A 23637-nucleotide genomic window follows, 5' to 3' on the forward strand; every position below is an offset into this window, starting at 1 on the left:
AGTGCGGCTATGTCAAATGAAAATGCGGAAAAAGTCGGATTTACCGACCAAAACCTGCCCGGTTTGCAAGCGTCCTTTCACATGGCGTAAGAAATGGGAGCGCGACTGGGACAATGTGGTGTATTGCAGCGACCGTTGCCGCCGGGAAGGGCGCTGAACGGGAGTACTGGACAATAGATGTTTGTTGAATGCAGCAATTCGCGCATCTCCGGTTTAAACAAACCTGTACAACTAATACCCGCAACCCCTGCCAGCAACCTCCGTTGTGGGGTCTTCGACCACTGGCAGGGTATAAATGGGGACTGTAATCCGAACAGAGATACTAACGCAACACCTCTAATAGCCAGATTTTACCGCCCGAAAGCTGACTTCAGGTTAAACGTCCACGGGGCGTATTTGTCCAAAGAATAACCACGCTAATGACTCCCCGGCAAGTCCGGTCGGGGTAAATGTGCTAACTTTGGAACAAATCAGTGTTGCAATGCCCCGGTTCTTCCGTTATCTTTTCCTGCTTTCGATTGTTTGTTTTTGGGCGGGTTGTCGCCCCAAACGGCCTGTAGCGCCTACCCGGACGCCCCCGGCGCCGGTGCCCAAACCAGCCCCTAAAAAACCGGCTCCCCCCGTGGCTGTGAAACCCAAACCGGCCGATACGGTGGCTTTTGAGCCGCTCGATCAGAGCGTGGCCCCTTCGCCCAAACGCGAGTTTCGGGCCGTCTGGATTGCGACGATCGACAACATCGACTGGCCCAGTAAAAAAGGCTTACCTGCCGAACAGCAGCAGGCCGAGTACCGCGCGCTGCTCGACGGGCAGCGGCAGGCGGGGTTCAACGCCGTGGTGGTGCAGGTACGGGCTGCGGCCGATGCGTTCTACGCCAAAAGTATGGAACCCTGGTCGGAGTGGCTGACCGGGCAGCAGGGGCTGGCTCCCTCGCCTTTTTACGACCCACTGGAGTTTATGCTGGAGGAGTCGCACAACCGGGGCATGGAATTTCATGCCTGGCTCAACCTCGACCGGGGTACGTTTAGCCGCCGGGCTACCATTGCGCCCGGCCACATTACTACCCGCAAGCCGGAGTGGTTTTTGAGCTACGGCGAGCGTAAGCTGTTTAACCTCGGTATGCCGGTGGTGCGTACCTACGTGGCTTCGCTGGTGGCCAATATTGTCAGGAATTACGACGTCGATGGGATTCATTTCGACGATTATTTCTATCCTTATGCCGTAGCCGGGCAAACCCTGCGCGACGACGAGGCCTACCGGGCCAACTACAACGGGATGAGCAAAAACGACTGGCGTCGGTCGAATATCGACAAGCTCATTCTCGAAATCCGCGACTCGATTTATGCCGTAAAACCCCACGTCAAATTTGGGGTAAGTCCGTTTGGCATCTGGAAAAATGCCGCTTCGGACCCTGAGGGGTCGCCTACGTCGGGTGGACAGGCGTACTACGACCTCTACGCCGACACGCGCAAATGGGCCCTCGAAGGCTGGGTCGATTACATGGTGCCGCAGATTTACTTCACGCACGACCACCCGCGGGCACCCTACCGCGAACTGGTGGACTGGTGGACGCGCAACGCCGGCGAACGGCACCTCTACATCGGGCACGGAGCGTACCGGGTGGGCAAGGGTGGCCAACGCGAACCGTCGTGGAATAACCCCACGCAGATGCCCAATCAGGTGCGGTATGCCCGGTCCATGAAGCCAACGCTGGGGAGTGTGTATTTCAGTGCCAAATCACTGCGCGACAACCCGCTGGGTGTTCGCGATTCGTTGCAGAACAACCTGTACAAATACCCGGCTCTGATTCCGCCCATGACCTGGAAGGATAGCCTCGCGCCCGAACCGGTGCGCGACCTGAAAGCCACCGCGACGCCATCGGGCGTGGAGCTATTCTGGCACGAACCCGCCCCGGCTGCCGACGGCGACCGGGCCCGCTACTACGTGGTGTATCGGTTTGAGGGACGTCAGCGGCAGTTCCGTACCGATAATCCGCAGTATATTCTGACCATTTGCCAGGGCGAATCGAATACGCGGTTTATAGACAAAACGGCCAACCCGAACAAACGGTACACCTACGTCGTAACGGCGTTTGACCGGCTGCACAACGAGAGCCGCGAAACGGCTTTGCTGGTCAATCCGGTGGTGCAGAATGGGAAGTAGCCTCTCTACTGAAAGGCTTCCATAACGGCGCTGACGGGTTTGGCGTCGGGGAAGAAGCCCACGAGCCGGTTCAGAATGCCCTCCACCACGGCGTCGGGGCAGGAGGCTCCGCAAGTGAGCAAGATAGTAACGGGCCGCTGCTGAGGCAGGTAGCCTTCGGTGACAATTTCCTGCTTGCTGCTCAGGTCGAAGTGGCGAATCAGCTCTGGCGACAGGATTTTCTGATCCGATTCGATGAAATACGTCGGCAGTTTTTCGGCGCACAGATCCACAATATGCGAGGTGTTCGACGAATTATACCCCCCGGCCACGATAGCCAAGTCGGCCGGATACTCGAGCAGAGCGTAGGTAGCGTCCTGATTATCGTTGGTGGCGTAGCAAAGCGTATCGCGGGTATTGGCAAATCGATCTTCAATCGTTTCGATCCGGTCGGCGGCATCGGTCAGGTTGTATTGGGTCATCATCACCCGCTTCAGGTAGTCGGCAATCCCCTGCGTATCCGACGCGAGCATGGTTGTCTGGTTCACAACGCCAATCCGTTGCAGGTCGCGGGCGGGGTCGAAACCCTCCGAATACTGCCCGGCGAACTCCGTGAAGAACTCCTCCGGTTTGGCTTCGCCCGTGACGTAGCGGGCAAGTCGCTCGGCCTGCGCCATATTTTTGACCACCACCGTGGGGGCAGCTTCTTTGCTGTGCGAGAACGTAGCGCGGGTTTCTTCGTGTGAAGGTTTACCGTGCACTACTACGGTGTAATTCTTCTGGCCGATTTGGGCGGCTTTATTCCACACTTTTTCCACAAACGGACAGGTGGTATCGTATTTTTCAATGTCGACGCCAATGGCCGCCAATTGCTGATAGGTTTCGAGCGTGGTGCCAAACGCCGGAATAATGACCACGTCGGCGGGGGTAAGCTCGCTGAACGGAATCAGCTGATCGCCACTCGTACTCATCAGAAACTGCACCCCCCGGCTCAGCAAATCGGCGTTGACATCGGGGTTGTGAATCATCTCACTCAACAAAAAAATCCGGCGGCCGGGGTTTTCGTCGATGGCCTTGTAGGCGATTTCGACCGCGTTTTCGACCCCGTAGCAGAACCCAAAATGCCGGGCCAGATAAAACCGTACCGGACCGAAATCGAGCAATGTCGGCGTAAAGTCACGCTTCAGTTTGTCGCGTTTCCGCCGAAACTCTTTCAGAGGGGTGATAATGGTACTGCGGTAGTAATCGGGGATGTTGAATGATTTCATCGGTAGTCGAGAGCCTTTCGCCCGGCGGGCGGCTCTGTTTCGTCAGTTAGTCACAAAGATACAGGCGTCTGTTTTGCTAACGTTGTGCCCCCGTTGTTTGTTCGTATAGAAAACCCAAAGCGGCCTGCCGCAGCCGGGACCCATCAAACCAAAAAGGCCAAACGCGCTATGCCCCGTAAATTACTGAAATACAAGAATTACGACGTTCACTCGATAACCACCTGCACCCCCGAAACGCCCGACCGGCCCGGCCGACGGAATGCGAACATTGCTACCTGGGTGATGCAAACCGCTATGGGGGGCACGCATTTGGTGGTGGCCCTCTACGAACCTGACCTGACGATTGAGCTGGTGCGCGAAAGCGGTATTCTGAATGTAAACCTGCTGGCCGAAGAGCAGACCGGGCTAATTCGGAAACTGGGGCAGCAGAGCGGCCGGGATAAAGACAAGTTCAAAAACCTGCCCTACGCCATCGATGAACGCGGTTGCCCGTACCTGACCGAGGCCATCGGGTATGCTCAGTGCCGGGTGATTGACCGGGTACCGGCCGGCGACCACGAGCTGTTTGTATGCGCCGTTGACAAGCAGGTGGTGCTCAACCCCGACAAGCGGGTGATGACCAACCACTTTATTAAAGAAAAGAAGCTGGTGCGCGGCTGAGTCAAATTCGATGACTGACAAAAAATATGGGCTTAACGTTTCGGGGCTTGCCGAAGGCGGGGTGTTTCAGCACTGCTATTCATTTGAAAAACTAAAGTTCGGTTAAGCACAAAACTGTCATAGAAGCTCGTCACCCCCGCTTTTGGCAAGCCCATGTTATATGCCGTTCTAATCTGTCCGTTCATACTTGTAATGTAATAGGGCTAGGAAATATTTTCCCTCTAATCAACAAGTCGCCTGGGTTTTCTATGATTTCAATCTTTGCTGTCTGCTGTCCCGCATTGTAAACTCTATAAATGGAATAATCATTTCCTTTTTCAAACATAAACGTCCACTCGTTTGGAGAAAGATAAACTACATCCTTGCTTCTTGATGGAGTTCCTTTTACATCAATAAATTTTTCTGTTCCATTCTCTACAACTTTAAAATCGTAAGGCATTCCACTTTCACCGTCTTTGTTCATCCAAACTATTTCAGAGAAATTGTTTTTGTTTTTTGTGAGAAACTCATAAACAAATTCCTCACTCCAAATTCCAACATCTTCACGCACTTCTTTGCTTTGAATTTCTGAATACTTCGCTTCGGCAACCTGATTCCCATTGAGAAATGTTTTCTTCGTTACAGATATTCTTGATGTGTCAAACTCTTTGGGAGTTGAAACGGGTTCAAAGCTATTTGATTCTACTTCTTCAAATTCTTCCTCGTATCCCTCCTCAACATCAGGTTCAGAAACTACACTTGCAGTTTCTGTAGTGAGTTGTAACTTCTTTGGGGGAGCAATTTCAATTTTCTGTTTCGCTTTTTGATATTCAGGTTTTGATTTCACTACTGTCAAATCATATCCAAGTCCTGTCAGCCATTCAGTAATTTCTGATTCATCCAATTCTAAAAGAAGTCGCAACTCGTCATTCAATCCCGAAACCTGCAACAATGTTGAGAGTTCAGGAATTAAATTGAACATTGTAATTGGGCTTTTCCATTTCCCTTTGAAGTAGAGTTTATTCTGTTCTTGAAAAACAGTTAGTGATTCACCTTCAATAGTTTCTGACTGGTAGGTAAATGAAAGTTTGATTGAAGTCGCATTGTAGAACTCTGCTTTTGACACTAAAGAAAAAAGCCGTTCAAATTCTTTTGTGTAGTCGGCATATTGTTTTCTCTCAATGATTGCAACAAAGTAAGGGAGTATGTTTTGTAGTTTGCGATGCAAGTCAATATCTATTTTCTTACTTTCAAATGTTGGGGTGAACTTGTCAATTATCTGAACATCAAAAAGGGAAATCAATTCTTCAAATGTCGCTGCTTGTGTTTCGCAATTTTCGGGAAGTTGAATGACTTTTAATTTTTCAGATGCGTTTGAGAAGCCGTCAATCTTTATCCATTTAAGTTCGTTTGCTAACTCAAATTTTCCGTTTGCTGAAAGCAACTTGTTTTCATTTGCCCAATCTGAAATGGTTTTCTTTTTATCTTCTGAAAAGTCCGGAAGCAGCGAAGCAAGTTTGTTGTAAATCAAACCGATTTTTTTTCGGTTGTATTTTCTTAGAATCTCATCCTCCTCTGTCTGCTCTGCAATTTTTTCAAGCACTGTTAAGTAATCGCCTAAATCTAATTTGTCTTTGAACGGCAAAAGAGTTCTCCATTCTTCAGGCAATGGTTCGTCATAATCAAAAACTGGAAGATACTTTCCCGCTATTTCAGTAATTTCTTTGTCGTTTATATAAAGTTTGTCTGCTGTTAAGCACTCCTTCGTTGTGGAAGGAAATATTTGTGAGTGCTGAATGCTCCAATGAAAATAATTCTTGACAACGCACTGGCTGCCGTAATATCCCCAAGGCATATAAGCGTATTGATTCACTGTGTCGGGGTCAATCGTTTTAATAGCTTGTTGCCAGAATACTTTTGAGAATTTGTAATCTCTTGCAAATTCTGAATAGCGAATTTTATCAAGGGTGATAGAATTTGATGAGCCGACTAAGTGAGGATAACTGTGTCCTTGTTTTGCCTCGTTCCCAACTTGTATAAAATAACTCTGCTCAATTCCATTGTTGCCGTTGATATTTGTCTTAATCCGAATCATTGAAATGTTTTCACTGACTCCAATTTTCAAGAAAAGTGTTTTCCATTCACTGACTAAATCTTCTTGCTGCTTATAATTTTCAGAAACATACTTTCCTGCTTCATTTACCTTTTGCAATTTCAATGAAGGTTCGTAAAAGTCAGATAGGTAACATTCTTTTGCTGCTTTGAACTCTTTACTCGTTGTAAAAAGTTTAAGGTCTTGAAGTTGGTCGTAATGCAACTCACTTAGTAAACCTTTCTTATGCTGATTGAAAATGTATCGTGTTACTTTAAGGTAATTGTCTTTTTCAATGCAGTTTTCAATATTGCCTATGATTTCATTTTCAAGGTAGGCGGCATCAGAAGGTTCTTTTACTCCAAGTAACTCAAGCCAACCTTTAACCTTGCTGTTGTTTTCAATCTTCGGATAAACTTCGCTGTGAATTACTGTAACGCCTTCACCAAATTCAGTTTCAAAAGTTATCGAAGGGAAACAAACTGTCTGTGGACTTTTTAATTTGTTTCCTTTCGCATAAATGAATGGAATTGCTTTAAGTTTTTCATTCCATTCTTTGCTTTCTTCCTTTGCTGCCTTTTTATGAAAGTATTCTATGAGTGCAAAATTTTCGGAAGGTTGATGACTGTCTTTGAAAATAGGGGAGAGAAAAAAAGATTCAAGATTTTCTGCATCAAAAAATTTTGCACCGAATGAACGGAGTTTGTCAGTTCGTTGAAGTTGTGAGTTTACAAATGAATCCGTCTTGAAACTTGTGTTTTCTTTTTGATTGATGAAATCAATTACTGTTTCAGGAGCAATGAAAGTCAAATCTGAAAGTCCCGTTTTGTCAACGATAATCTCTCCTGGCTTTTGGAGTTTTGAACTCTTTGAAGGAACAAATGTTTTTTCTTTCGCTGCTCTTTCTAATGAATTGTCAAATGAGTTCTTCAATTCATTATTTACACTACTGAATTTGGTTGGAAGTAACTGGAGAATGTGAAATTTGAATTTCCCTTTTGCAAGTATTTCTAACCAATCAAGGATTTTTTCGGCAGTCAGCTTGAAAAGCCACTGATTCCAAATTCTATCTTCATGCAGTCCTTCTCTTGCAGCGTTGGTTAGAAAACTTCCATTAATTAAAAACGGAAATTCAAAGTCAGCAACTTTGGTAGGGAGATAAGTAAAAATTAAACTCTCTTCTTTTTTTAGTGGTCTTAATTTCCCTTCTTCAATCTTTGCAGCAAAAGATATTTCTGTGAAGTCCGCTTCTTTAAGTTTTTCAGGTGTTTTCTCGTCTTGCTTTAATGCTTCCTTCGTTTCTGGGGAAATAGAAATCTTCTCAAATGTTTTGGTGAGCCATGAACTAATTTCCTTTCCGTCTTTATGCAAACTAACCTCATTGAATGAAGTATCTTGATTGATTATTTTTTTCTCTATTGAAGAAATTGTTTTTCCGTTGTTGGAAACTGAAATCTTTGAAACTCGTCTTAGGAATAGGAGTATTTGTCCATTACTTAATAATTCATTCAAGTCCTTCAGCAAAGCATCTGCCTTCTTAATTTCAATGATGGTAGAAACAGCAAACTTGTTTTTTGAAATGCTGTTTTGAATTTCACTGGCTAATTCTTTTGGCTCTGTCCAAATAGGAATTATCTGCCATGGAAGTTTTGTTTTATGAACTGACTTGTCAAAGCGAAATTGATAGTCGCCTGAAAAAATTGTAACTCGTTCTGATTTTCCGAATACAGATTTGAAACCGATTCCTTTGTAACCTGTCTTGGTCGGGTCTGCTCGCTTGGTGCTTGCACCTGCTCCTGTGAGAGAAATAATATCGTTTTCGTCAAAAGGTTTTCCGTTGTGAGAAACAATTAAGCAATTAGGAAGAAAGTCAAAATGAACAACATTGTTTGTGTCCTTCGCTGCATCATCAGCATTTTGAATCAACTCAAATACGAATCGCTGGCTTTCTGAATAGATGTCGCTTGAAACGGTGTCAAGTAAATTTGCAACCATTTCAGCTTGCCTTGGCGAACTGAAAGTAGAATTCTCTTTACATAAGTCCTGTATAAAAGTTTGTTTACTCATTGTTTATTCAAAGCTCGTCAGTTCAAAGCTAGCAGTGTCCCCAAGAATGGCATATAACTCCCAAATATACGCAAGTTTTGCAGTAGTTGTCGTGTTTAATTGAACTTATTTACTTTTATCTTGAACTTTTGATGCAGTAGTTATCGTGCCGTAGTTTTTGTATTGTCACTAGCCTTTCTTCAAGTTCAACGCATCGAATGGACTTTTGATCCTTTCCAGTGTCCGTTGACTCACGTGCGTATAGCGCAGGGTTGTTTTCAGATCGTTGTGGCCGAGCAGTTCCTGGATGAGTTTAATGTCAGCACCTGCTTCATGCAGATGTGTCGCGTAACTATGACGCAGGCTATGAAACGTAACATCCTGCCTGATTCGGGCCGCTTCTTTTGCCCGATGGAACAGGCTTTGAAGGCTACGTGCGCTATACGGCTCACCGGCATATTGCCCTTCAAAAAGCCAGTCGGTCGGTTTGTAGGTAGTGTAATAACTGCGTAGAAGTTCCAGAATCCCTTCCGAAAGAGCTACTATTCTGTCTTTTTTGCCTTTTGCTCCTCTGATGTTAATTACCATTCGTTCGGAATGGATATCCTTGATTTTCAAATTTACCACTTCACTTACCCGTAACCCGGCCGAGTAGGCCAGATAAATCATGGTCTTGTGCTTGAGGTTTTCCAATTGTGCAAAGAGCTTCTCTATTTGGTTAATAGCCAGTACATTTGGGAGAATTATTCGTTTTTTAGGGCGAGGAATTTCCATGAAAAACCTTTCCCTCTGAAGTACTTTCTCAAAGTAAAACTTTACGGCATTGATTCGGCTATGCAGCGTATTCTCTGAGAGATCGAGCTTATTGATGCAATAAGCGAAGTAGTCGCGTAGACGGTCGACGGTCAGATCGTCAACCAACTTATCTTTCAGCAAGTAAAGCAACTGAGCAAACTCATTCCGATAGGTCCGTATTGTGCTGGGACTATAAGCTTTAAGTTGAAGTGTCTGAATAAATCGCTCTAAGGCAGGTTGATTAACAGGATGAATTTGGCTGAGTACCTCTTTTCCGGCAAGTTCCGTCTGAAGGCCGAACCGTTGACGATACATAGGCGTATCCAGCACATACCAAGCCCGGCGCGATTGGCTCCAACGCACACCCGTCAGTCTCCGCACAAGCGTTAGCCCTTCCTTATCGTAAGGAAATCGAATGAGAATAACAGGTTTGTGATGATGTTCTGTCAACTCAAATTGCCAATCATCAGGAATTTCACTCTGCATCGACATTAGCTTTCTTGTCCAGCATAATCAATTGCTCGCCTATTATTTCGGTCACGTAACGTCGGTTTCCATCCTTGTCGTCATAGTGACGGGTTTTCAGTTTCCCTTCCAAGTAAATAAGACTACCCTTTTGTAGGTATTTATGAGCTAACTCGGCGAGGTTACGCCAGAGCACAACTGTATGCCAATCGGTGTTAGACTGAGTTTGGCCGTTTCGGTCTTTGAACGTTTCAGTCGTAGCTAGTGAGAATTTGGCAACGGCCACATTGCCATCCAGTTGCTGAAAATCAGGATCGGCACCCAGGTTGCCGATCAGGGTCACTTTATTCAGGCTTCGCATAGGGTTTAGTTGGGCGATTGGTTCAGTAAGACAACAACTCACGCCCCAGAATATCGTCCAGATACTCGCGTGAATTGGCCAACCGGGGCACTTTGTGTTGCCCGCCTACTTTGCCGCGTTGGGTCATCCAGCGGTAGAACGTACCGCGTGGTACGGCATGAATAAGCGGCTCAATAAGTACCATGTTGTTGTACCGCTTGGCGTCGTAGTCGGAGTTGACCTGCCGCAGGGTTTCGTCGAGCAACTGATTGAACCGGGCCTGACTATCGGGGGGCGTCGAAAATTCAATGACCCACTCGTGTCGGCCGTGCTGCCCCTCGCCCATGTACACGGGGCCGGCCGTGTAGTCGGCAATAATGGCTCCAGTGGCTTCGCAGGCTTTAGTGATAGCCGCTTCGGCATTTTCAACGATGACCTCCTCACCAAAGGCGTTGATAAAATGCTTGGTGCGGCCGCTTACCTTCAGCCGGTGCGGGTACAGCGACGTAAACCGGACGGTGTCGCCTACTTTGTAGCGCCAAAGCCCGCCATTGGTCGAGATCACAAGGGCGTAGTTTTTATCGACTTCGACTTCTTCAATGGTCAGGGCGCGGGGGTGTGGGCTATCGACCTCATCCATGGGCACAAACTCGTAGAAAATGCCGTAGTCGAGCATCACCATCATCTCGCCGATGCGCCGGATGTCGTCCTGAATGGCAAAAAAACCTTCCGACGCGTTGAATACCTCCAGATACCGGACATTCGACGACGGAAACACCTGTTTCTGAAACAGTTCGCGGTAGGGCTGGAAAGCCACCGCTCCGTGAATAAACACCTCAAAATTGGGCCAAACCTCCAGAATGTTCTGCTTGCCGGTGCGGGCCAGAATCTTTTCGAGCAGCACCAGGGTCCATGTCGGCACGCCCAGAATACTCGTCACGTTTTCCTGCGACGTAATCTCGGCCATGCGCTCCATTTTGGCTTCCCACTCGCTCATGAGGGCAACCTCAAGGGGCGGAGTTCGGATAAACTGACCCCAGGCCGGGAGGTTTTTCATAATCACCGCCGATACATCGCCGGCCGCGCCCTGCTTGCTGTACGGGTTCTCGTGCAGGCTTCCGCCAATGGAAAGCCCCTTGCCGGTAAATGTCTGACTGTCGGGGTTATTGGCGATGTAGAGCGCCATCATATCCTTACCACCCCGAAAATGGCACTCGTCGAGCGATTCCTGCGAAACGGGGATAAACTTGCTCCGGGCGTTGGTTGTCCCCGACGATTTGGAGAACCAGTGAATGGGCGATGACCACAGCACATTGGTTTCGCCCCGCATCATGCGTTCAATGTACGGAAACAGGTCTTCGTAACTCGAAACTGGCACCCGCTCCTGAAACTCCCGCACCGAACGGATACTGCTATACTCGTAGGTTTTGCCCCATTCGGTCCGGCGGGCCCGCCCAATCAGTTGGGTGAATACACGTTGCTGCACCGCACCCGGGTGCGCCATCATAGCTTCCAGACGCGGCAGGCGTCTTCTTAAAAGCCATTTCAGGGTCGTATTGAGCAGTGCCATAGTTTGAAGGATGAATGGTTGGGTGTAGGATGAGGAAAACTATTCGGTCAGCCAGGTTTCTGCATTCATCGTTTATCGTGCATCAGTTCGCTATATCGGTTCGGATAGTCAGTGATAAGGCCATCGACACCCCAGGCAATCAGTCGGTTCATGTCCTCTGCCCGGTTTACCGTCCAGGGAATTACCCGGATACCCTGTTGGTGCAATCGACTTATCTTGCGCCCGCTCAACAGGCGAAAATATGGGCTGTAAATGTCGGGCAAAAATCCCAACTCCGCCAAGTTCTTTTCGATACTCCGCGTGTTTTCGACCAGGGCGGCCAGGCGCACGTTCCGGTATTTGCCTTCAGTCATTCGGGTTTTCCAGTGTTTGAGCACCGCAAAATCGAAGCTTTGAATAATAACCCGTTCGGGGGGCAGTTGTTCCATGATCTGAGCATACACCAGGTCGGAGAACGGCTCCGGCTCGGGCTGATAAACACCGTATTCGGAGGGCACGCTCTTGATCTCGATATTGTACGCACAGGCCGGTCGGCCGAGTTTTTTCTGGTAGGCTTCGGCTGCCCGAATCACGTCGGAGAGCAGGGGTTTGTGGGTTTTAACAGGTTGCTGTTCGGGGTAGGCGGGGTTTCCTACGCTGCCTACATCGTACTGTTTGATGTCGGCGTAGGGCATCCGGTACAGGTTCAGTTGCTTCTGCTCTTTTTTATTAATCGGCTGTCCGTCGGGGGTGAGGGTAATGGCCGCGTTGAAATACGGCTCGTGCGATACCACTACCTGATTATCAGCGCTGATTACCACGTCGAGTTCCAGCGTCGTTACGCCCAGTTCGAGCGCTTTCAGAAATGCCGGGATGGTGTTTTCGGGCATTAGACCCCGGCAACCCCGATGTCCCTGCACGTCGAGAGCGGGGTTTTGGGCGGCAAGTGTGTGCGCAATGAACATACAGACAAACAGGTAAAAAGGCATATACGCAGAAACGGTTTTCCAAAGGTAGTATATCCGAACGAGGTGAAAAGATACTCACTTACTATCTTAAAAGTAAACGCAGCGGGCAGGAAATCTCAAAAAATGCCTACTTAATAGTTGCTGAATCCAACGACAATGGGCAATTTGCCACCCATTTTGACGAAACTGTACTAATCCCATCTAATGCGAGTTTTTCGTGCTATCCTTATCTGCCTGTTGGCGGTTGGGCTGGTGTGGGCGTTGAATCGGCCATGGGGGCCAGCGCCGGCATTTGGCCCGTTTTTGAGCCCATTCACGGGCTTCTGGCAAAATGCCGAACGTGCCTCTATTACTGAGTTTGATCAGGAGGTCGAGGTAGAAGGAACGGCCCAACCCGTTACGGTTCGGTACGATGAATACGGCGTACCGCACATTTTTGCCCAGAACGATGCCGACGCGTACTTTGCGCAGGGCTACGTAACTGCCCGCGACCGGCTCTGGCAAATGGAGTTTCAGACCCACGCGGCTGCCGGGCGGCTGACCGAGATTGTGGGCGAGCGCGCCCTCGAACTCGACCGCTTCAACCGGCGTATGGGTATGGGCTTCGGGGCCGAACGAGCCGTAAAAATGATGCTCGAAGACCCCACGTCGCGGGCTGTGGTGGAAGCTTACACGGCCGGTATCAATGCATACATTGCCGGACTCAAGCCCGCCAATTACCCCATCGAATACAAGATGCTGGGCTACGCACCTGAGCCCTGGACACCCATCAAGTGTGCCTACCTGCTCAAACTCATGACGAGTACGCTGGCGATGGGAGCCGATGACCTGCGCATGACCAACATACTGCGCAAGTACGGCCCCGACGTAGTGGCCGACCTCTTTCCCGACTACCCAACGCTGGAAAGCCCGATTATACCCGAAGGTACCAAGTGGGATTTTAAGCCGCTGCCCGTACCCGCTACCCCGACCGATGCGGCCATGCAGCGGCAACTGCTTACGCTGACGGCCCGCTCGTTTGAGGCCGGACTGGTGCAGAATAACCCGGCTATTGGCAGTAACAACTGGGCCGTTGGCGGGCAAAAGTCAGCAACGGGCTATCCCATTCTGGCCAATGATCCCCACCTGACGCTCAGCCTGCCCTCGATCTGGTACCAGGTTCAGCTCGTAACGCCCACGATGAACGTGTGCGGAGTGTCGCTGCCGGGATCGCCGGGCGTGATTATCGGTTTTAATCAGAAAGTGGCCTGGGGCGTAACCAACGTCGGGGCCGACGTTCTCGACTTTTACACCATCAAGTTTAAAGACGCCACGCAGTCGGCGTATTGGCACGATAACCAATGGAAGCCGACCACCATGCGCATTGAGCGGTACAAGGTAAAGGGTAAGCCCGATGTGCTCGATACCGTTCGGTACACGCATCATGGTCCGGTGGTGTATGCTACGGGCGAGAAAGCCCTCCGGCCGAATATTCCAACGGGCCACGCTGCCCGCTGGATTGCCCACGAAGCGGCTAATGACCTGCGCTGCTTTTACCTGCTCAACCGGGCCAATAACTACGACGATTACCGCAAGGCACTGATGTACTACGCGGCCCCGGCCCAGAACTTTGTGTTTGCCAGTGTCGATAAAGACATTGCTATTTCGCCCAATGGCAAGTACCCCCTCAAGTGGAAAAATCAGGGCAAACTCGTTCTCGACGGTAGCAACCCGGCCCACGACTGGCAGGGCTGGATTCCGGCCGATCAGAACCCATTGGTGAAAAACCCACCCCGGAATTTTGTGAGCTCGGCGAACCAGTTCTCTACCGACCGGACGTATCCGTATTATCTGAACTGGCAGTTTGCCCCGGCCGAGCGTGGGCGTCGGATCAACGAGCGACTGACGGCCATGACCAACGCAACCGCCGACAGCCTGCGGATGCTCCAAAATGACAACCTGAACCTGCGTGCTTCCGATGCCTTACCCACCTTGTTGCCGCTGGTACAAACCCAATCGCTACAGGGGGATGCCCGACTGGCCTACGAAACGGTGAGCAAGTGGTCGCGCCGGAACGACCCGGACGAAATCGGTCCGTCGATTTTCACGCTCTGGACGGAGAAACTGCTGGAAACGATCTGGAAAGACGAACTCGACGGGGGCGATACCCTGCCAATGCGCTACCCAAGCTTCGACCGGACGTTGCTGATGCTACAGCGCGAGCCAACCGCCCGTTGGTTTGATAATACGGCTACGCCCACCCGCGAAACCATCAACGATGTCGTGACGGCCAGTTTTAAAGCCGCCTGCGATTCGCTGACACGGGCACATGGACCGCTAAGCCCCGCCTGGGCCTGGGCAAAGCACAAAAGTACCGATGTGCGTCACCTGTTGCCGGGCGTCGATGCGTTTAGCGCAATGGATGTACTCAATGGTGGGGGCGGCACCGTGGTCAATGCCACCACCGCCCGTACCGGCCCCTCGTGGCGCATGGTGGTGGCGCTCGGGCCTAAACCCAAAGGCTACGGGGTGTATCCGGGTGGACAGTCGGGGAATCCCGGTAGTCCTGCTTATCAGAACCTGATCGAAACCTGGCGCGAGGGTAAACTTAACGAACTGGTTTACCTGCAAACGGCCACGGAGCAGCACCCGAAAGTAAAACAAACTCTGACACTCAAGTAAACCTCCGGCTCCGTGAGAGAGTCTGAAAAACTCACGGAGCCTTACACTCTTTATTATGGCACCAACGCTGATTATTGCCTTACTGAGCGCCCTGGCTCAGCTTATTTTCCCGTGGTGGATTATTGCGCCGATCGCTTTTGGCGTCTGTTTCTGGCAAAGTACCACCGCCGGTAACGCTTTTTTGCAAGGCACGGCCAGCGTTACGCTGGTTTGGGCAGCCTACATTGTTTTCCTGAATGTTCAGAATGGGGGCGTACTGGCTTCCCGGCTGGGCGAGCTACTTTTCAAAGTGCCCAACTCGCCCGCTATGCTGGTTACACTGGCTCCGCTGATTGGCGGGCTGGTGGGCGGAGTATCAGGTTTGGCCGGTTTTTATGTGCGCCAGCTGTGGCAACCCGTCAGACGTTAGATTGCGGGACGCCCGGTCGTAGAGTTGCCTGTCTGTGCTGAAGTCTGTCGTCCGGTGTCTGTTCGTCTGGTAAGGTCGACCCTTTGGAATAAGAACTATCGACTTAAAATCCTTAGCTTTGTTTTTAAATCTGTAACAAACACTTAATTACCAACTCGTGAAGAATGCCTCATTAGCGCTGAACGTTGTTTTAGCCATTGCTGTAGCCGTACTGTACTACCTGCACTTTAAAGACCGCCAGCCTGCCGAATCTGCTGTTAAGGTTCCTGAGGCCGCCAAAGGCAAAGAAATTGTGTATGTAAATGTTGACTCACTGCTGACAAAGTACGATTTCTTTAAAGACACCCAGAAAGTACTCGAAAGTAAGCGTTTCCAACTCGAAAATGACCTGGCTTCGCGGAGCCGCAACCTGCAAAACAAAGCCGCTTTCTTCCAGCAGCGGGCCGCTACCATGACGATGGAGCAGGGCCGGGCCACGGAGGCTTCGTTGCAGAAAGAGCAGCAGGAACTGTTGCAGTACCGGGAGCGGGCTGCCCAAAACCTGGCTGTTGAAGAGCAATCGAAAAACGAAGAGTTGTACAACAAGATTTACGACTACCTGAAGAAGTACAACGCCCAGAATAAGTATCAGTTTGTACTCGGTTACACCAAAGGCGGTGGAATCTTGTTTGCCGATACCAGCAATGATGTGACCTCAAAAGTGCTGAACGGCCTGAATCAGGAATACAAGGAAAAACAGGCGGCTCCGAAAAAATAAAAAGCACGCTTAATAAATACAGAAAGGCCCCGTCAATTTTCAGAGACGGGGCCTTTCTGTTGGCGCGATTTTTGACGTATTGGGGGTATATATACGGATTTCAGTTTTTGTGCGGCATCTAACCCAACCAGTGGTAAAAAATGAGGTTTTCAGCGGTTTTTTTTCGATTTTCATCGAAACAGGCATCTTTTTTGCCCTAAATTTCGTATATTGATGTACCAGTAAGCTACTTACTTTCGTGTAGCAAACAACATCGCTTTGGCATGGTCGGTGTACTGAATTGGGTCCTGAGGCTGTGACACGAAACAGACACCGACCTGCCGGGCGACCCCTTCCTAAAAAGGGAATGTATTATTTAGATGGTGATGTCGTCTATACGTCACTCTTCCGTAGCCTAAGTTGTATTTTTAGGCGAAACCACCCCCGTCTGTTTTACGTTTAGCTTTCTAAGGTTCAGGATACTCGCTATTCTGTCTATCTTCACGCCCCAAATTCTGTGTTTGCTTAGCCGGTAGCAACCGTAGAGCAACCCAGAGGCCCAATCTGAAATGGCATCATCATCCATTGTAAAGCAGGTGGACGTCCGAAACCGGCGTGCCTCCTTCGAATATCATTTTCTGGAAACATTCACCGCCGGTATTGTACTGACGGGGACCGAAATTAAATCCATTCGGCAGGGGAAAGTAAACCTGACCGATGCGTACTGTCTGTTTCTGAACAACGAGCTGTTTATCCGCAGCATGAATATCTCGCCGTACACCGAAGGTACCTACAATAACCACGAACCCCTACGCGATCGGAAGCTCCTGCTGACCAAACGCGAGATTAGGCGGCTGACGGAGAAGCTAAAAGATCAGGGGTTAACCATTGTGCCCGTGCGTATGTACACCACCGACCGGGGCTTTGCGAAAATCGATATTGCCCTCGCAAAAGGTAAAAAACTGTACGACAAGCGCGATAGTATCAAGGAGCGCGACGTTACGCGGGAGATGCAGCGCGAGCGGTATTAAGTTTGAGGAGGCAGTTTGCAGTGGGCAGTAAGCAGTACTCTTGAGTCAGCTACTGCTTACTGCCCACTGCAAACTGCCTACTTTATTTCAGCTCCATTGCCAGAAATTTGCCGGTGTAGCTGCCTTGTACTTTCGCTACTTTTTCGGGTACTCCCTCGGCGATGATCTGACCGCCTTTGTTGCCGCCTTCCGGCCCCAGGTCGATAATGTGATCCGACACTTTGATCACGTCCAGATTGTGCTCAATAATCAGAACCGTATTGCCTTTGTCGGCCAGTTTGTTGAGCACGTCGAGCAGGTGCGCAATATCCTGAAAATGCAGGCCCGTGGTCGGTTCGTCGAGGATGTACATGGTTTGGCCGGTATCTTTTTTAGAAAGCTCCTCGGCCAGCTTCACCCGTTGTGCTTCGCCCCCCGACAGGGTGGTGGCGTGTTGCCCCAGGGTGATGTACCCCAGACCCACATCGTTGAGGGTTTGCACCTTACGCAGAATTTTGGGTTGAGCCTCGAAAAACTCAAGCGCCTGCTCCACGGTCATATCGAGCACATCGGCAATAGACTTACCCTTGAAGCGGACTTCCAGCGTTTCGCGGTTGAAGCGCTTGCCCTTGCAGGTTTCGCACATTACGTGTACGTCGGGCAGAAACTCCATCTCGATTTTCTTCATGCCCGCGCCTTCGCAGTCTTCGCACCGGCCGCCCTTTACGTTGAACGAGAAACGGCCCGGTTTGTAGCCCCGTATCTTGGCTTCGGGCAATTCGGCAAAGAGCGCCCGAATCTCCGAGAACATGCCCGTATACGTAGCCGGATTCGAGCGCGGGGTGCGCCCAATGGGTGATTGATCGACCTCAATGACTTTGTCCAGGTGCTCCAGCCCTTCCACCGATTTGTGGGGCAGTGCCTCCCGCTTCGATTTGTAAAAGTGCTTGTTAAGCACCGGAAACAGGGTTTCGTGAATGAGCGACGACTTACCTGACCCCGACACGCCCGTGATCGAAATCATCCGGCCGAGCGGCAGTTTGAGCGTTACGTTTTTGAGGTTATGGCCCGTAGCGCCTTTGATAACCAGAAACTTACCGTTGCCTTTACGCCGTTCTTTGGGGACTTCAATGGCACGACGGCCGCTGAGGTAATCGGCGGTGGTGCTGCCGTTGCGGATAAACTCGTCGGGGGTGCCGCGGCCTACCACCTGCCCGCCATGCCGCCCAGCTCCCGGCCCAATGTCGAGAATATAGTCCGACTCAAGCATCATGTCTTTGTCGTGTTCAACAACCAGCACCGTGTTGCCCAGGTCACGTAGGTTCTTGAGCGAGTCGATCAGCTTGACGTTGTCGCGCTGATGCAAGCCGATGCTTGGCTCGTCCATGATGTATAGCACACCCACAAGCTGTGTTCCGATCTGGGTGGCCAGTCGGATGCGCTGCGCTTCGCCCCCCGACAGAGTTCGGAGCGGGCGGTCGAGGGTGAGGTAGTCGAGGCCAATATCGAGCAGAAAGCCGATCCGTTTCCGAATCTCTTTCAGTACCTCTTTACCAATCACGTTTTGGCGGTCGGTCAGGCGGCTTTCGAGGTCGGTGGTCCAGGCCGACAGCTCCGAAATGTCCATCTGAGCCAACTCAGAGATGTTTTTGTCGGCAATTTTGAAATACAGCGACTCTTTTTTCAACCGGGCACCGTTGCAGTCGGGGCAGGGCTTAATGACCATGAAGTCTTTGAGCCACTCCTGAATTTTTTCGGAACCGTTTTCCTGCTGCCGTTTCAGAAAGTTGATGATGCCCTCAAACTTGAACTGATAATAGTCGGTGCCGGGATGTTTCTTGGAAGGCATAGTGGCCTCTTCCTCTGTACCATAGAGCAACGCCTGTAGCAGGTCATCGGGGTATTTTTCGAGGGGCGTGGTCAGGCTGAGTTTGTATTTTTTCAGGATAACCTCGATCTCTTTGAAAAACCACAGCTCCCGGTACTCGCCGAGTGGGGCAATAGCCCCGCGGCTCACACTCAACTTCTTATCGGGAATAATCGACTCTTCGGTGATTTCTTCAACATGGCCAATACCCTGACAGGTAGGACACCAGCCATAAGGCGAGTTGAACGAAAACGAGTTGGGCGATGGTTCGTCGTAACTGATGCCCGATTCCGGGTCCATCAGGTTCTGCGAGAAGTACACCAGTTGGGCCGGTCCGCCGGAGCGGTCGTCGCCGGTACCGACCAGCACCTGCATGGCTCCTTTGCCCTGCTTTAGCGCCGTTTGCACCGACTGACTCAACCTAAACCGCGTATTCGATTCGTCGGCGGTGTCGCGCTTGGGCACCAGCCGGTCAATCACAATCTCAATATCGTGGATTTTGTACCGGTCGAGCTGCATTTTCGGGACAATATCCTGCACCACCCCATCGACCCGAACCTTGGTATAGCCGAGTTTGGCAATCTGTACAAACAGTTCGCGGTAGTGTCCTTTGCGGCCGCGCACCACCGGAGCCAGCAGAGTAAGTTTCTGCCCTTCGTACTGTTCAATGATGGTGTCGATGATCTGATCCTGCGACTGCCGCTCCATTTTTCGACCTGTCACATACGAATACGCATCACCAGCGCGGGCGTAGAGGAGCCGCAGGAAGTCGTAAATCTCGGTTGTGGTGCCTACGGTGGAGCGGGGGTTTTTGGAGGTGGTTTTCTGCTCAATCGAGATAACTGGGCTCAACCCATCAATCTTATCGACGTCGGGCCGCTCCATATCGCCGATAAACGAGCGGGCATAGGCCGAAAAACTCTCCATGTACCGGCGTTGACCCTCGGCATAGATCGTGTCGAAAGCAAGCGACGATTTGCCGCTGCCGCTAATCCCCGTGACCACTACCAGCTTATTACGCGGAATGGTCACGTCGATATTTTTGAGGTTATGTTCGCGGGCGCCGAGCACTTCAATTTGCTCATACCCCGTGAGGGCAATGTCGTTGAGGCCGGCAGAAGGCCCGGAAACCGGGCTTGTTTGCGACGTTAGTACGTTGTTGTTTGTCACGTTGTGTTATGCCCCCGGAGCGGTAGGCTTATTCTAAACAACAACGCAAAACAGGCGGGGGTTGGTTTCCGAAGTGTATAGGCAAATAAGCGGGGGTTTGTGACCTATTTAGCCAATCCCATTGTTTCTTCGTAACTTGGATAGTAAATCTGACCAGTCTATGAACGTTCAATATCTGCATGATAGCAAGGGCAAGCTAACAGGCGTATTTATCCCGATTAGGGAGTGGGAAAAAATCAAAAAAAACGGCCGCTTGCCCGACGAATCGCCGGCCGTTGACGATGCCTACGTTGAGCCAACAAAGGAAGAGATTGTTGAGGGGTTAAAACACGCGATTGAGGAGGTAAAGCTGCACCGCGCTGGCAAAATTAAACTGCAATCGGCCCGTGAGTTCCTCAAAGAGTTATGATGTTGTCGTGGCGGAAAGCTTTAAGAAAGCATCTCGCCACTTAGCCAGAAAATATGCATCTCTGTCTGGTGACATTGATAAGCTAATCTCTACTTTGGAAGAGACGCCTGAACAGGGTACGCCGATTGGTAAAAGCTGCTTCAAGGTTCGATTGAATATATCTTCCAAAAAGAAAGGCAAACGGGGTGGTGCCCGCGTCATTACCTACGTCCAGATTGTGGAGACCACCGTTTATTTGCTTACCATCTACGACAAATCGGAGAAAGCAGACCTTACTGATGGTGAGCTAAACGATCTGCTGGGCAACCTTCCCTAACTCGTAGGTTTGTCGGGTACAGGGGCCGATGCGTGAAACTCGGCATAAATACGGGCCATATACGTATCGAGCAGGTCCAGAACCCGTTCCCGGCTGCCCGACTGAACAATGAGCCCCACGTGATACTCCTTGTCGAGACGCCACCAGATTTCGGGCTCGGTAAAGATGCTTTGGTCGGGCCATTGTTGACGAGCGAGCGAAACAATCAGGCCCGCGTAGTTTTGTTGCTCCGCCGGAATGGAGTACGGTTGCCCCAAAGCTACGGCAGTTTCGAGCCGGGCCCACTCGGCCCAGAGATTAATGCCCGATGAGGCTTCGACGAGTTCGGCAATGTGGGCACCACCTACCCGTGAGGCCGTTTCGAGAAAGTAAAACTCCCCGTCATGGTCACCTTTGATAAACTCCGAATGCGAGGCACTGTACCGCATTCCGAATGCCTGCAACACCAGGCTATTGAGGTTGTGCAGGGCGGCTGTGTCGGGCGAGTCGAACGGCAGAATCCCCGTGCGGAACACGCCACCGCCATGCGCTACCTCCATCGGGGTTGCCAGATACCCACTCGCCCGTGTGAACACCGGGTGGCTGTCGACCGATAACGAGTCGACGTGGAATACCTTACCCGGCTTGAACTGCTCAATCAGGTAGTTATGGCGGTTGTCGCCCAGGCCGTGAATAACCTCCCAGGCCTCCTCAAGCGAGTCGACCCGCCGGATGCCCGTAGTAGAGGCTTCGGCGCGGGGTTTAATGAGCCACGGCCCCTCGGTGGTTTGCAGAAAGTGTGTGACTGTTTCGTCGTGGAAAAGCGGGCTGAACCCCGGCACCCGGATGCCAGCCGCCTGCGCCCGCATCCGCATGGCCAGTTTATCGCGGAAGTAGCGGGCGGTGGTTTGGCCCATCCCGTCGATACGGAATGTTTCCCGGACGAGGGCCCCTTTTTCCACGTCAAAATCATCCAGTGCGACCACCCGGTCGATTCGGCGGGAGCGCATCGTGTGCGACAGACCCAGAATCATCCGGTCCAGATTTTCGCTGTCATTGCTTTCGGTAGGCAGGTAAAACACCTCGTCGATGGCGTCGAACGGCCAGGGTTTATCGGCCAGTTTTTCAACCGTGAGCAGGTACACCGTGTGGCCAAGCTCTTTGCAGGCCCGCATGAAGGCCTCACCTTTGAAAAACGTAGCAATACAGAGAAACGAGAGTGGACGCATAGGATGTAAGGTCGATGTTCACCCTAAACTACAACACGCCGACTGAATTTGCCAACGGCACCGACCCAGAGGTCTATTTTACAACGTTCGTAACCAGTCGATCAGCAGCCGAATCCCGAAGCCTGTACCGTTTTTCTGGCTGCCAAACTCGGTATCTCCAAAGGCAGTGCCGGCAATGTCGAGGTGGGCCCAGGCGGGGTGATTTTCGGTGAATACTTCCAAAAACTTACCCGCCGATATAGCCCCGGCCATGGGCTTGCCACTAAAGTTTTTGAGGTCGGCTACGTCGGAGCGGATGTCTTCGGCGTACACGTCCCAAAGAGGCAGTCGCCAAACTCGCTCGCCGGTTTGGGTACCGGCCCGGTTCAGGGCCTCGGCCAGCTCGTCGTTGTTGGTAAATAGCCCGGCCGCATGGTAGCCCAGGGTGGCAATTACGCTGCCGGTAAGCGTCGCGAGATCAATCAGCACATCGGGGCCGTAGTTGCGCACCATGTAGCCCAGCCCGTCGGCCAGAATAATGCGGCCTTCGGCATCGGTGTCAATTACCTCGATGGTTTTGCCGAGGTACGAGCCAATCACATCGCCCGGCCTGGTGGCACTGCCATCGACCATGTTTTCGGTTGAGGGCACAATCCCGATCAGGTGTACCGGCAGTTTGAGCTTGGCGGCTACTTCGAGTGTACCCAACACAGCCGCGGCCCCGCCCATGTCCGATTTCATCAGGTGCATGTTGGCCGACGGTTTGATCGAGATACCACCCGTATCGAACGTGATTCCTTTGCCCACCAGACCCACTTTCTTGGCATTTGGCGCGTTGTCGGGCTTGTACTCGGCGATAATGAACACCGGCTCGTGATCGCTGCCCCGGTTCACGGCCAACAGCGCCTGTAGCCCCTCCTGCACTATTTGGGCCTTGTTTAGTACCCGCACTGCATACCCGTATTGCTGGCCTGATGTCACGGCCCAATCGGCGAGGGTTTGGGGTGTTTTGTAGTTAGAAGGCGCGTTCATCAGGTTCATGATCTGCCGCTGGGTCTGGGCAATAGCTTCGGCCCGCCCGAGCGCGTCGGTATAGGCTGCCGGGTCGTTGACGAGCAAGCTGAGTTGGCCGTTTTCGCCGTAAAACGCCGGGCCTTCGGGCTTGTCGGTCTGGTACAGCTTCAGGTCATATCCACCCCCGTACGCGCCGAGCACAACCCCCTCCAGCGCGTCGGGCCCATACAGGCGCAAATCGACGCCTACGTGCTGCGGGAGCCTGCTTTTCTGGTCGTAAAAGAACTTACGGAAGGTGCGGAACCACTCATTGACGCCCGGTGCTTTGCCCAACCCGATCAGGTATGTTTTGCGGCCGTCGGGTTGGTAAATAGGCAAAACGTCTTTGGCGTCGGCCTTAAAATCGGCTTCGAGTGTTGAGGTTGGCAGTCGCACCGTGCGGGCCAACTCGGTTAATGTAGCCGAAAGGTTGTCGTTCTGAACAACCGGAATAAGAAGGGTATCGGGCGTGGCCGACTGCAAAATTGATAGGTGCATGGGAACAGATGGATAAAAC

The 23637-nt window shown here is 51.1% G+C and carries 18 protein-coding genes; 9 read left to right on the forward strand and 9 right to left on the reverse strand.

What is annotated here, in order from left to right; translation table 11 throughout:
- Nucleotides 1-16 precede the first annotated feature (16 nt).
- Entirely contained in the window at nucleotides 17-157 is a 141-nt protein-coding gene (locus RUDLU_RS29330) for a DUF2256 domain-containing protein (RefSeq protein WP_083940590.1), read from the forward strand.
- Between the two features lie 324 nt (nucleotides 158-481).
- Complete coding sequence (locus RUDLU_RS0116525) at nucleotides 482-2161, forward strand: glycoside hydrolase family 10-like protein (RefSeq protein WP_019989521.1); 1680 nt, start codon at nucleotides 482-484, stop codon at nucleotides 2159-2161.
- Between the two features lie 5 nt (nucleotides 2162-2166).
- Here the strand turns inward: RUDLU_RS0116525 and RUDLU_RS0116530 are convergent, their stop codons facing one another.
- Nucleotides 2167-3408, reverse strand: coding sequence for a 4-hydroxy-3-methylbut-2-enyl diphosphate reductase (locus tag RUDLU_RS0116530; protein ID WP_019989522.1), 1242 nt, complete (start codon nucleotides 3406-3408; stop codon nucleotides 2167-2169).
- A gap of 168 nt (nucleotides 3409-3576) precedes the next feature.
- On the opposite strand from RUDLU_RS0116530, the gene RUDLU_RS0116535 reads away from it, so the two are divergent.
- Nucleotides 3577-4068 (forward strand): flavin reductase family protein, encoded by a 492-nt coding sequence (locus tag RUDLU_RS0116535; protein ID WP_027303137.1) that lies wholly within the window; start codon nucleotides 3577-3579, stop codon nucleotides 4066-4068.
- Between the two features lie 181 nt (nucleotides 4069-4249).
- On the opposite strand, the gene RUDLU_RS0116540 is transcribed toward RUDLU_RS0116535, so the two are convergent.
- From RUDLU_RS0116540 to RUDLU_RS0116560, 5 genes are all read right to left on the reverse strand, one after another.
- Complete coding sequence (locus RUDLU_RS0116540) at nucleotides 4250-8206, reverse strand: sacsin N-terminal ATP-binding-like domain-containing protein (RefSeq protein ID WP_019989524.1); 3957 nt, start codon at nucleotides 8204-8206, stop codon at nucleotides 4250-4252.
- Between the two features lie 168 nt (nucleotides 8207-8374).
- Nucleotides 8375-9466: a tyrosine-type recombinase/integrase gene (locus RUDLU_RS0116545; protein WP_019989525.1), complete on the reverse strand. Its 1092-nt coding sequence runs from the start codon at nucleotides 9464-9466 to the stop codon at nucleotides 8375-8377.
- Nucleotides 9456-9806, reverse strand: a complete 351-nt coding sequence (locus tag RUDLU_RS0116550; RefSeq protein ID WP_019989526.1) for a single-stranded DNA-binding protein — start codon at nucleotides 9804-9806, stop codon at nucleotides 9456-9458. Before RUDLU_RS0116550 ends, RUDLU_RS0116545 begins: the two co-directional genes overlap by 11 nt.
- A 22-nt stretch (nucleotides 9807-9828) precedes the next feature.
- Nucleotides 9829-11355 (reverse strand): GH3 auxin-responsive promoter family protein, encoded by a 1527-nt coding sequence (locus tag RUDLU_RS0116555; RefSeq protein WP_019989527.1) that lies wholly within the window; start codon nucleotides 11353-11355, stop codon nucleotides 9829-9831.
- Between the two features lie 65 nt (nucleotides 11356-11420).
- Nucleotides 11421-12323 (reverse strand): glycerophosphodiester phosphodiesterase family protein, encoded by a 903-nt coding sequence (locus RUDLU_RS0116560; protein WP_019989528.1) that lies wholly within the window; start codon nucleotides 12321-12323, stop codon nucleotides 11421-11423.
- Nucleotides 12324-12506: 183 nt separating this feature from the next.
- Between RUDLU_RS0116560 and RUDLU_RS0116565 the strand changes: the two genes are divergently transcribed.
- From RUDLU_RS0116565 to smpB, 4 genes are all read left to right on the forward strand, one after another.
- Entirely contained in the window at nucleotides 12507-14963 is a 2457-nt protein-coding gene (locus RUDLU_RS0116565) for a penicillin acylase family protein (RefSeq protein ID WP_019989529.1), read from the forward strand.
- A 55-nt stretch (nucleotides 14964-15018) separates the two neighbouring features.
- Nucleotides 15019-15372 carry a hypothetical protein gene (locus tag RUDLU_RS0116570; RefSeq protein WP_019989530.1) on the forward strand — a complete coding sequence of 118 codons (354 nt, stop codon included), beginning with the start codon at nucleotides 15019-15021 and terminating at the stop codon, nucleotides 15370-15372.
- Between the two features lie 157 nt (nucleotides 15373-15529).
- Entirely contained in the window at nucleotides 15530-16129 is a 600-nt protein-coding gene (locus RUDLU_RS0116575; protein WP_019989531.1) for an OmpH/Skp family outer membrane protein, read from the forward strand.
- Nucleotides 16130-16677: 548 nt separating this feature from the next.
- Nucleotides 16678-17139 carry an SsrA-binding protein SmpB gene (gene smpB / locus RUDLU_RS0116585; protein WP_019989532.1) on the forward strand — a complete coding sequence of 154 codons (462 nt, stop codon included), beginning with the start codon at nucleotides 16678-16680 and terminating at the stop codon, nucleotides 17137-17139.
- A gap of 82 nt (nucleotides 17140-17221) precedes the next feature.
- On the opposite strand, the gene uvrA is transcribed toward smpB, so the two are convergent.
- The gene (uvrA, locus tag RUDLU_RS0116590) at nucleotides 17222-20155 is read right to left on the reverse strand and encodes an excinuclease ABC subunit UvrA (protein ID WP_019989533.1); all 2934 of its coding nucleotides are present in this window, start codon (nucleotides 20153-20155) and stop codon (nucleotides 17222-17224) included.
- A gap of 160 nt (nucleotides 20156-20315) precedes the next feature.
- On the opposite strand from uvrA, the gene RUDLU_RS0116595 reads away from it, so the two are divergent.
- Nucleotides 20316-20564 (forward strand): hypothetical protein, encoded by a 249-nt coding sequence (locus tag RUDLU_RS0116595; protein ID WP_019989534.1) that lies wholly within the window; start codon nucleotides 20316-20318, stop codon nucleotides 20562-20564.
- A 151-nt stretch (nucleotides 20565-20715) separates the two neighbouring features.
- Nucleotides 20716-20880 (forward strand): hypothetical protein, encoded by a 165-nt coding sequence (locus tag RUDLU_RS30545; protein ID WP_342663147.1) that lies wholly within the window; start codon nucleotides 20716-20718, stop codon nucleotides 20878-20880.
- Here the strand turns inward: RUDLU_RS30545 and RUDLU_RS0116605 are convergent.
- Nucleotides 20877-22088, reverse strand: coding sequence for an ATP-grasp domain-containing protein (locus tag RUDLU_RS0116605; RefSeq protein WP_019989536.1), 1212 nt, complete (start codon nucleotides 22086-22088; stop codon nucleotides 20877-20879). The genes RUDLU_RS30545 and RUDLU_RS0116605 overlap by 4 nt on opposite strands.
- A gap of 78 nt (nucleotides 22089-22166) precedes the next feature.
- Nucleotides 22167-23618, reverse strand: a complete 1452-nt coding sequence (locus RUDLU_RS0116610) for a leucyl aminopeptidase family protein (protein WP_019989537.1) — start codon at nucleotides 23616-23618, stop codon at nucleotides 22167-22169.
- Nucleotides 23619-23637 lie beyond the last annotated feature (19 nt).

The sequence above is a fragment of the Rudanella lutea DSM 19387 genome, assembly GCF_000383955.1.
Taxonomy (GTDB): domain Bacteria; phylum Bacteroidota; class Bacteroidia; order Cytophagales; family Spirosomataceae; genus Rudanella; species Rudanella lutea.

Coding starts and splice junctions, on each gene's coding strand:
- RUDLU_RS29330 (WP_083940590.1), top strand. CDS start 17: ATGAAAATGCGGAAAAAGTCGGATTTACCGACCAAAACCTGCCCGGTT.
- RUDLU_RS0116525 (WP_019989521.1), top strand. CDS start 482: ATGCCCCGGTTCTTCCGTTATCTTTTCCTGCTTTCGATTGTTTGTTTT.
- RUDLU_RS0116530 (WP_019989522.1), bottom strand. CDS start 3,408: ATGAAATCATTCAACATCCCCGATTACTACCGCAGTACCATTATCACC.
- RUDLU_RS0116535 (WP_027303137.1), top strand. CDS start 3,577: ATGCCCCGTAAATTACTGAAATACAAGAATTACGACGTTCACTCGATA.
- RUDLU_RS0116540 (WP_019989524.1), bottom strand. CDS start 8,206: ATGAGTAAACAAACTTTTATACAGGACTTATGTAAAGAGAATTCTACT.
- RUDLU_RS0116545 (WP_019989525.1), bottom strand. CDS start 9,466: ATGCAGAGTGAAATTCCTGATGATTGGCAATTTGAGTTGACAGAACAT.
- RUDLU_RS0116550 (WP_019989526.1), bottom strand. CDS start 9,806: ATGCGAAGCCTGAATAAAGTGACCCTGATCGGCAACCTGGGTGCCGAT.
- RUDLU_RS0116555 (WP_019989527.1), bottom strand. CDS start 11,355: ATGGCACTGCTCAATACGACCCTGAAATGGCTTTTAAGAAGACGCCTG.
- RUDLU_RS0116560 (WP_019989528.1), bottom strand. CDS start 12,323: ATGCCTTTTTACCTGTTTGTCTGTATGTTCATTGCGCACACACTTGCC.
- RUDLU_RS0116565 (WP_019989529.1), top strand. CDS start 12,507: ATGCGAGTTTTTCGTGCTATCCTTATCTGCCTGTTGGCGGTTGGGCTG.
- RUDLU_RS0116570 (WP_019989530.1), top strand. CDS start 15,019: ATGGCACCAACGCTGATTATTGCCTTACTGAGCGCCCTGGCTCAGCTT.
- smpB (WP_019989532.1), top strand. CDS start 16,678: ATGGCATCATCATCCATTGTAAAGCAGGTGGACGTCCGAAACCGGCGT.
- RUDLU_RS0116595 (WP_019989534.1), top strand. CDS start 20,316: ATGAACGTTCAATATCTGCATGATAGCAAGGGCAAGCTAACAGGCGTA.
- RUDLU_RS0116605 (WP_019989536.1), bottom strand. CDS start 22,088: ATGCGTCCACTCTCGTTTCTCTGTATTGCTACGTTTTTCAAAGGTGAG.
- RUDLU_RS0116610 (WP_019989537.1), bottom strand. CDS start 23,618: ATGCACCTATCAATTTTGCAGTCGGCCACGCCCGATACCCTTCTTATT.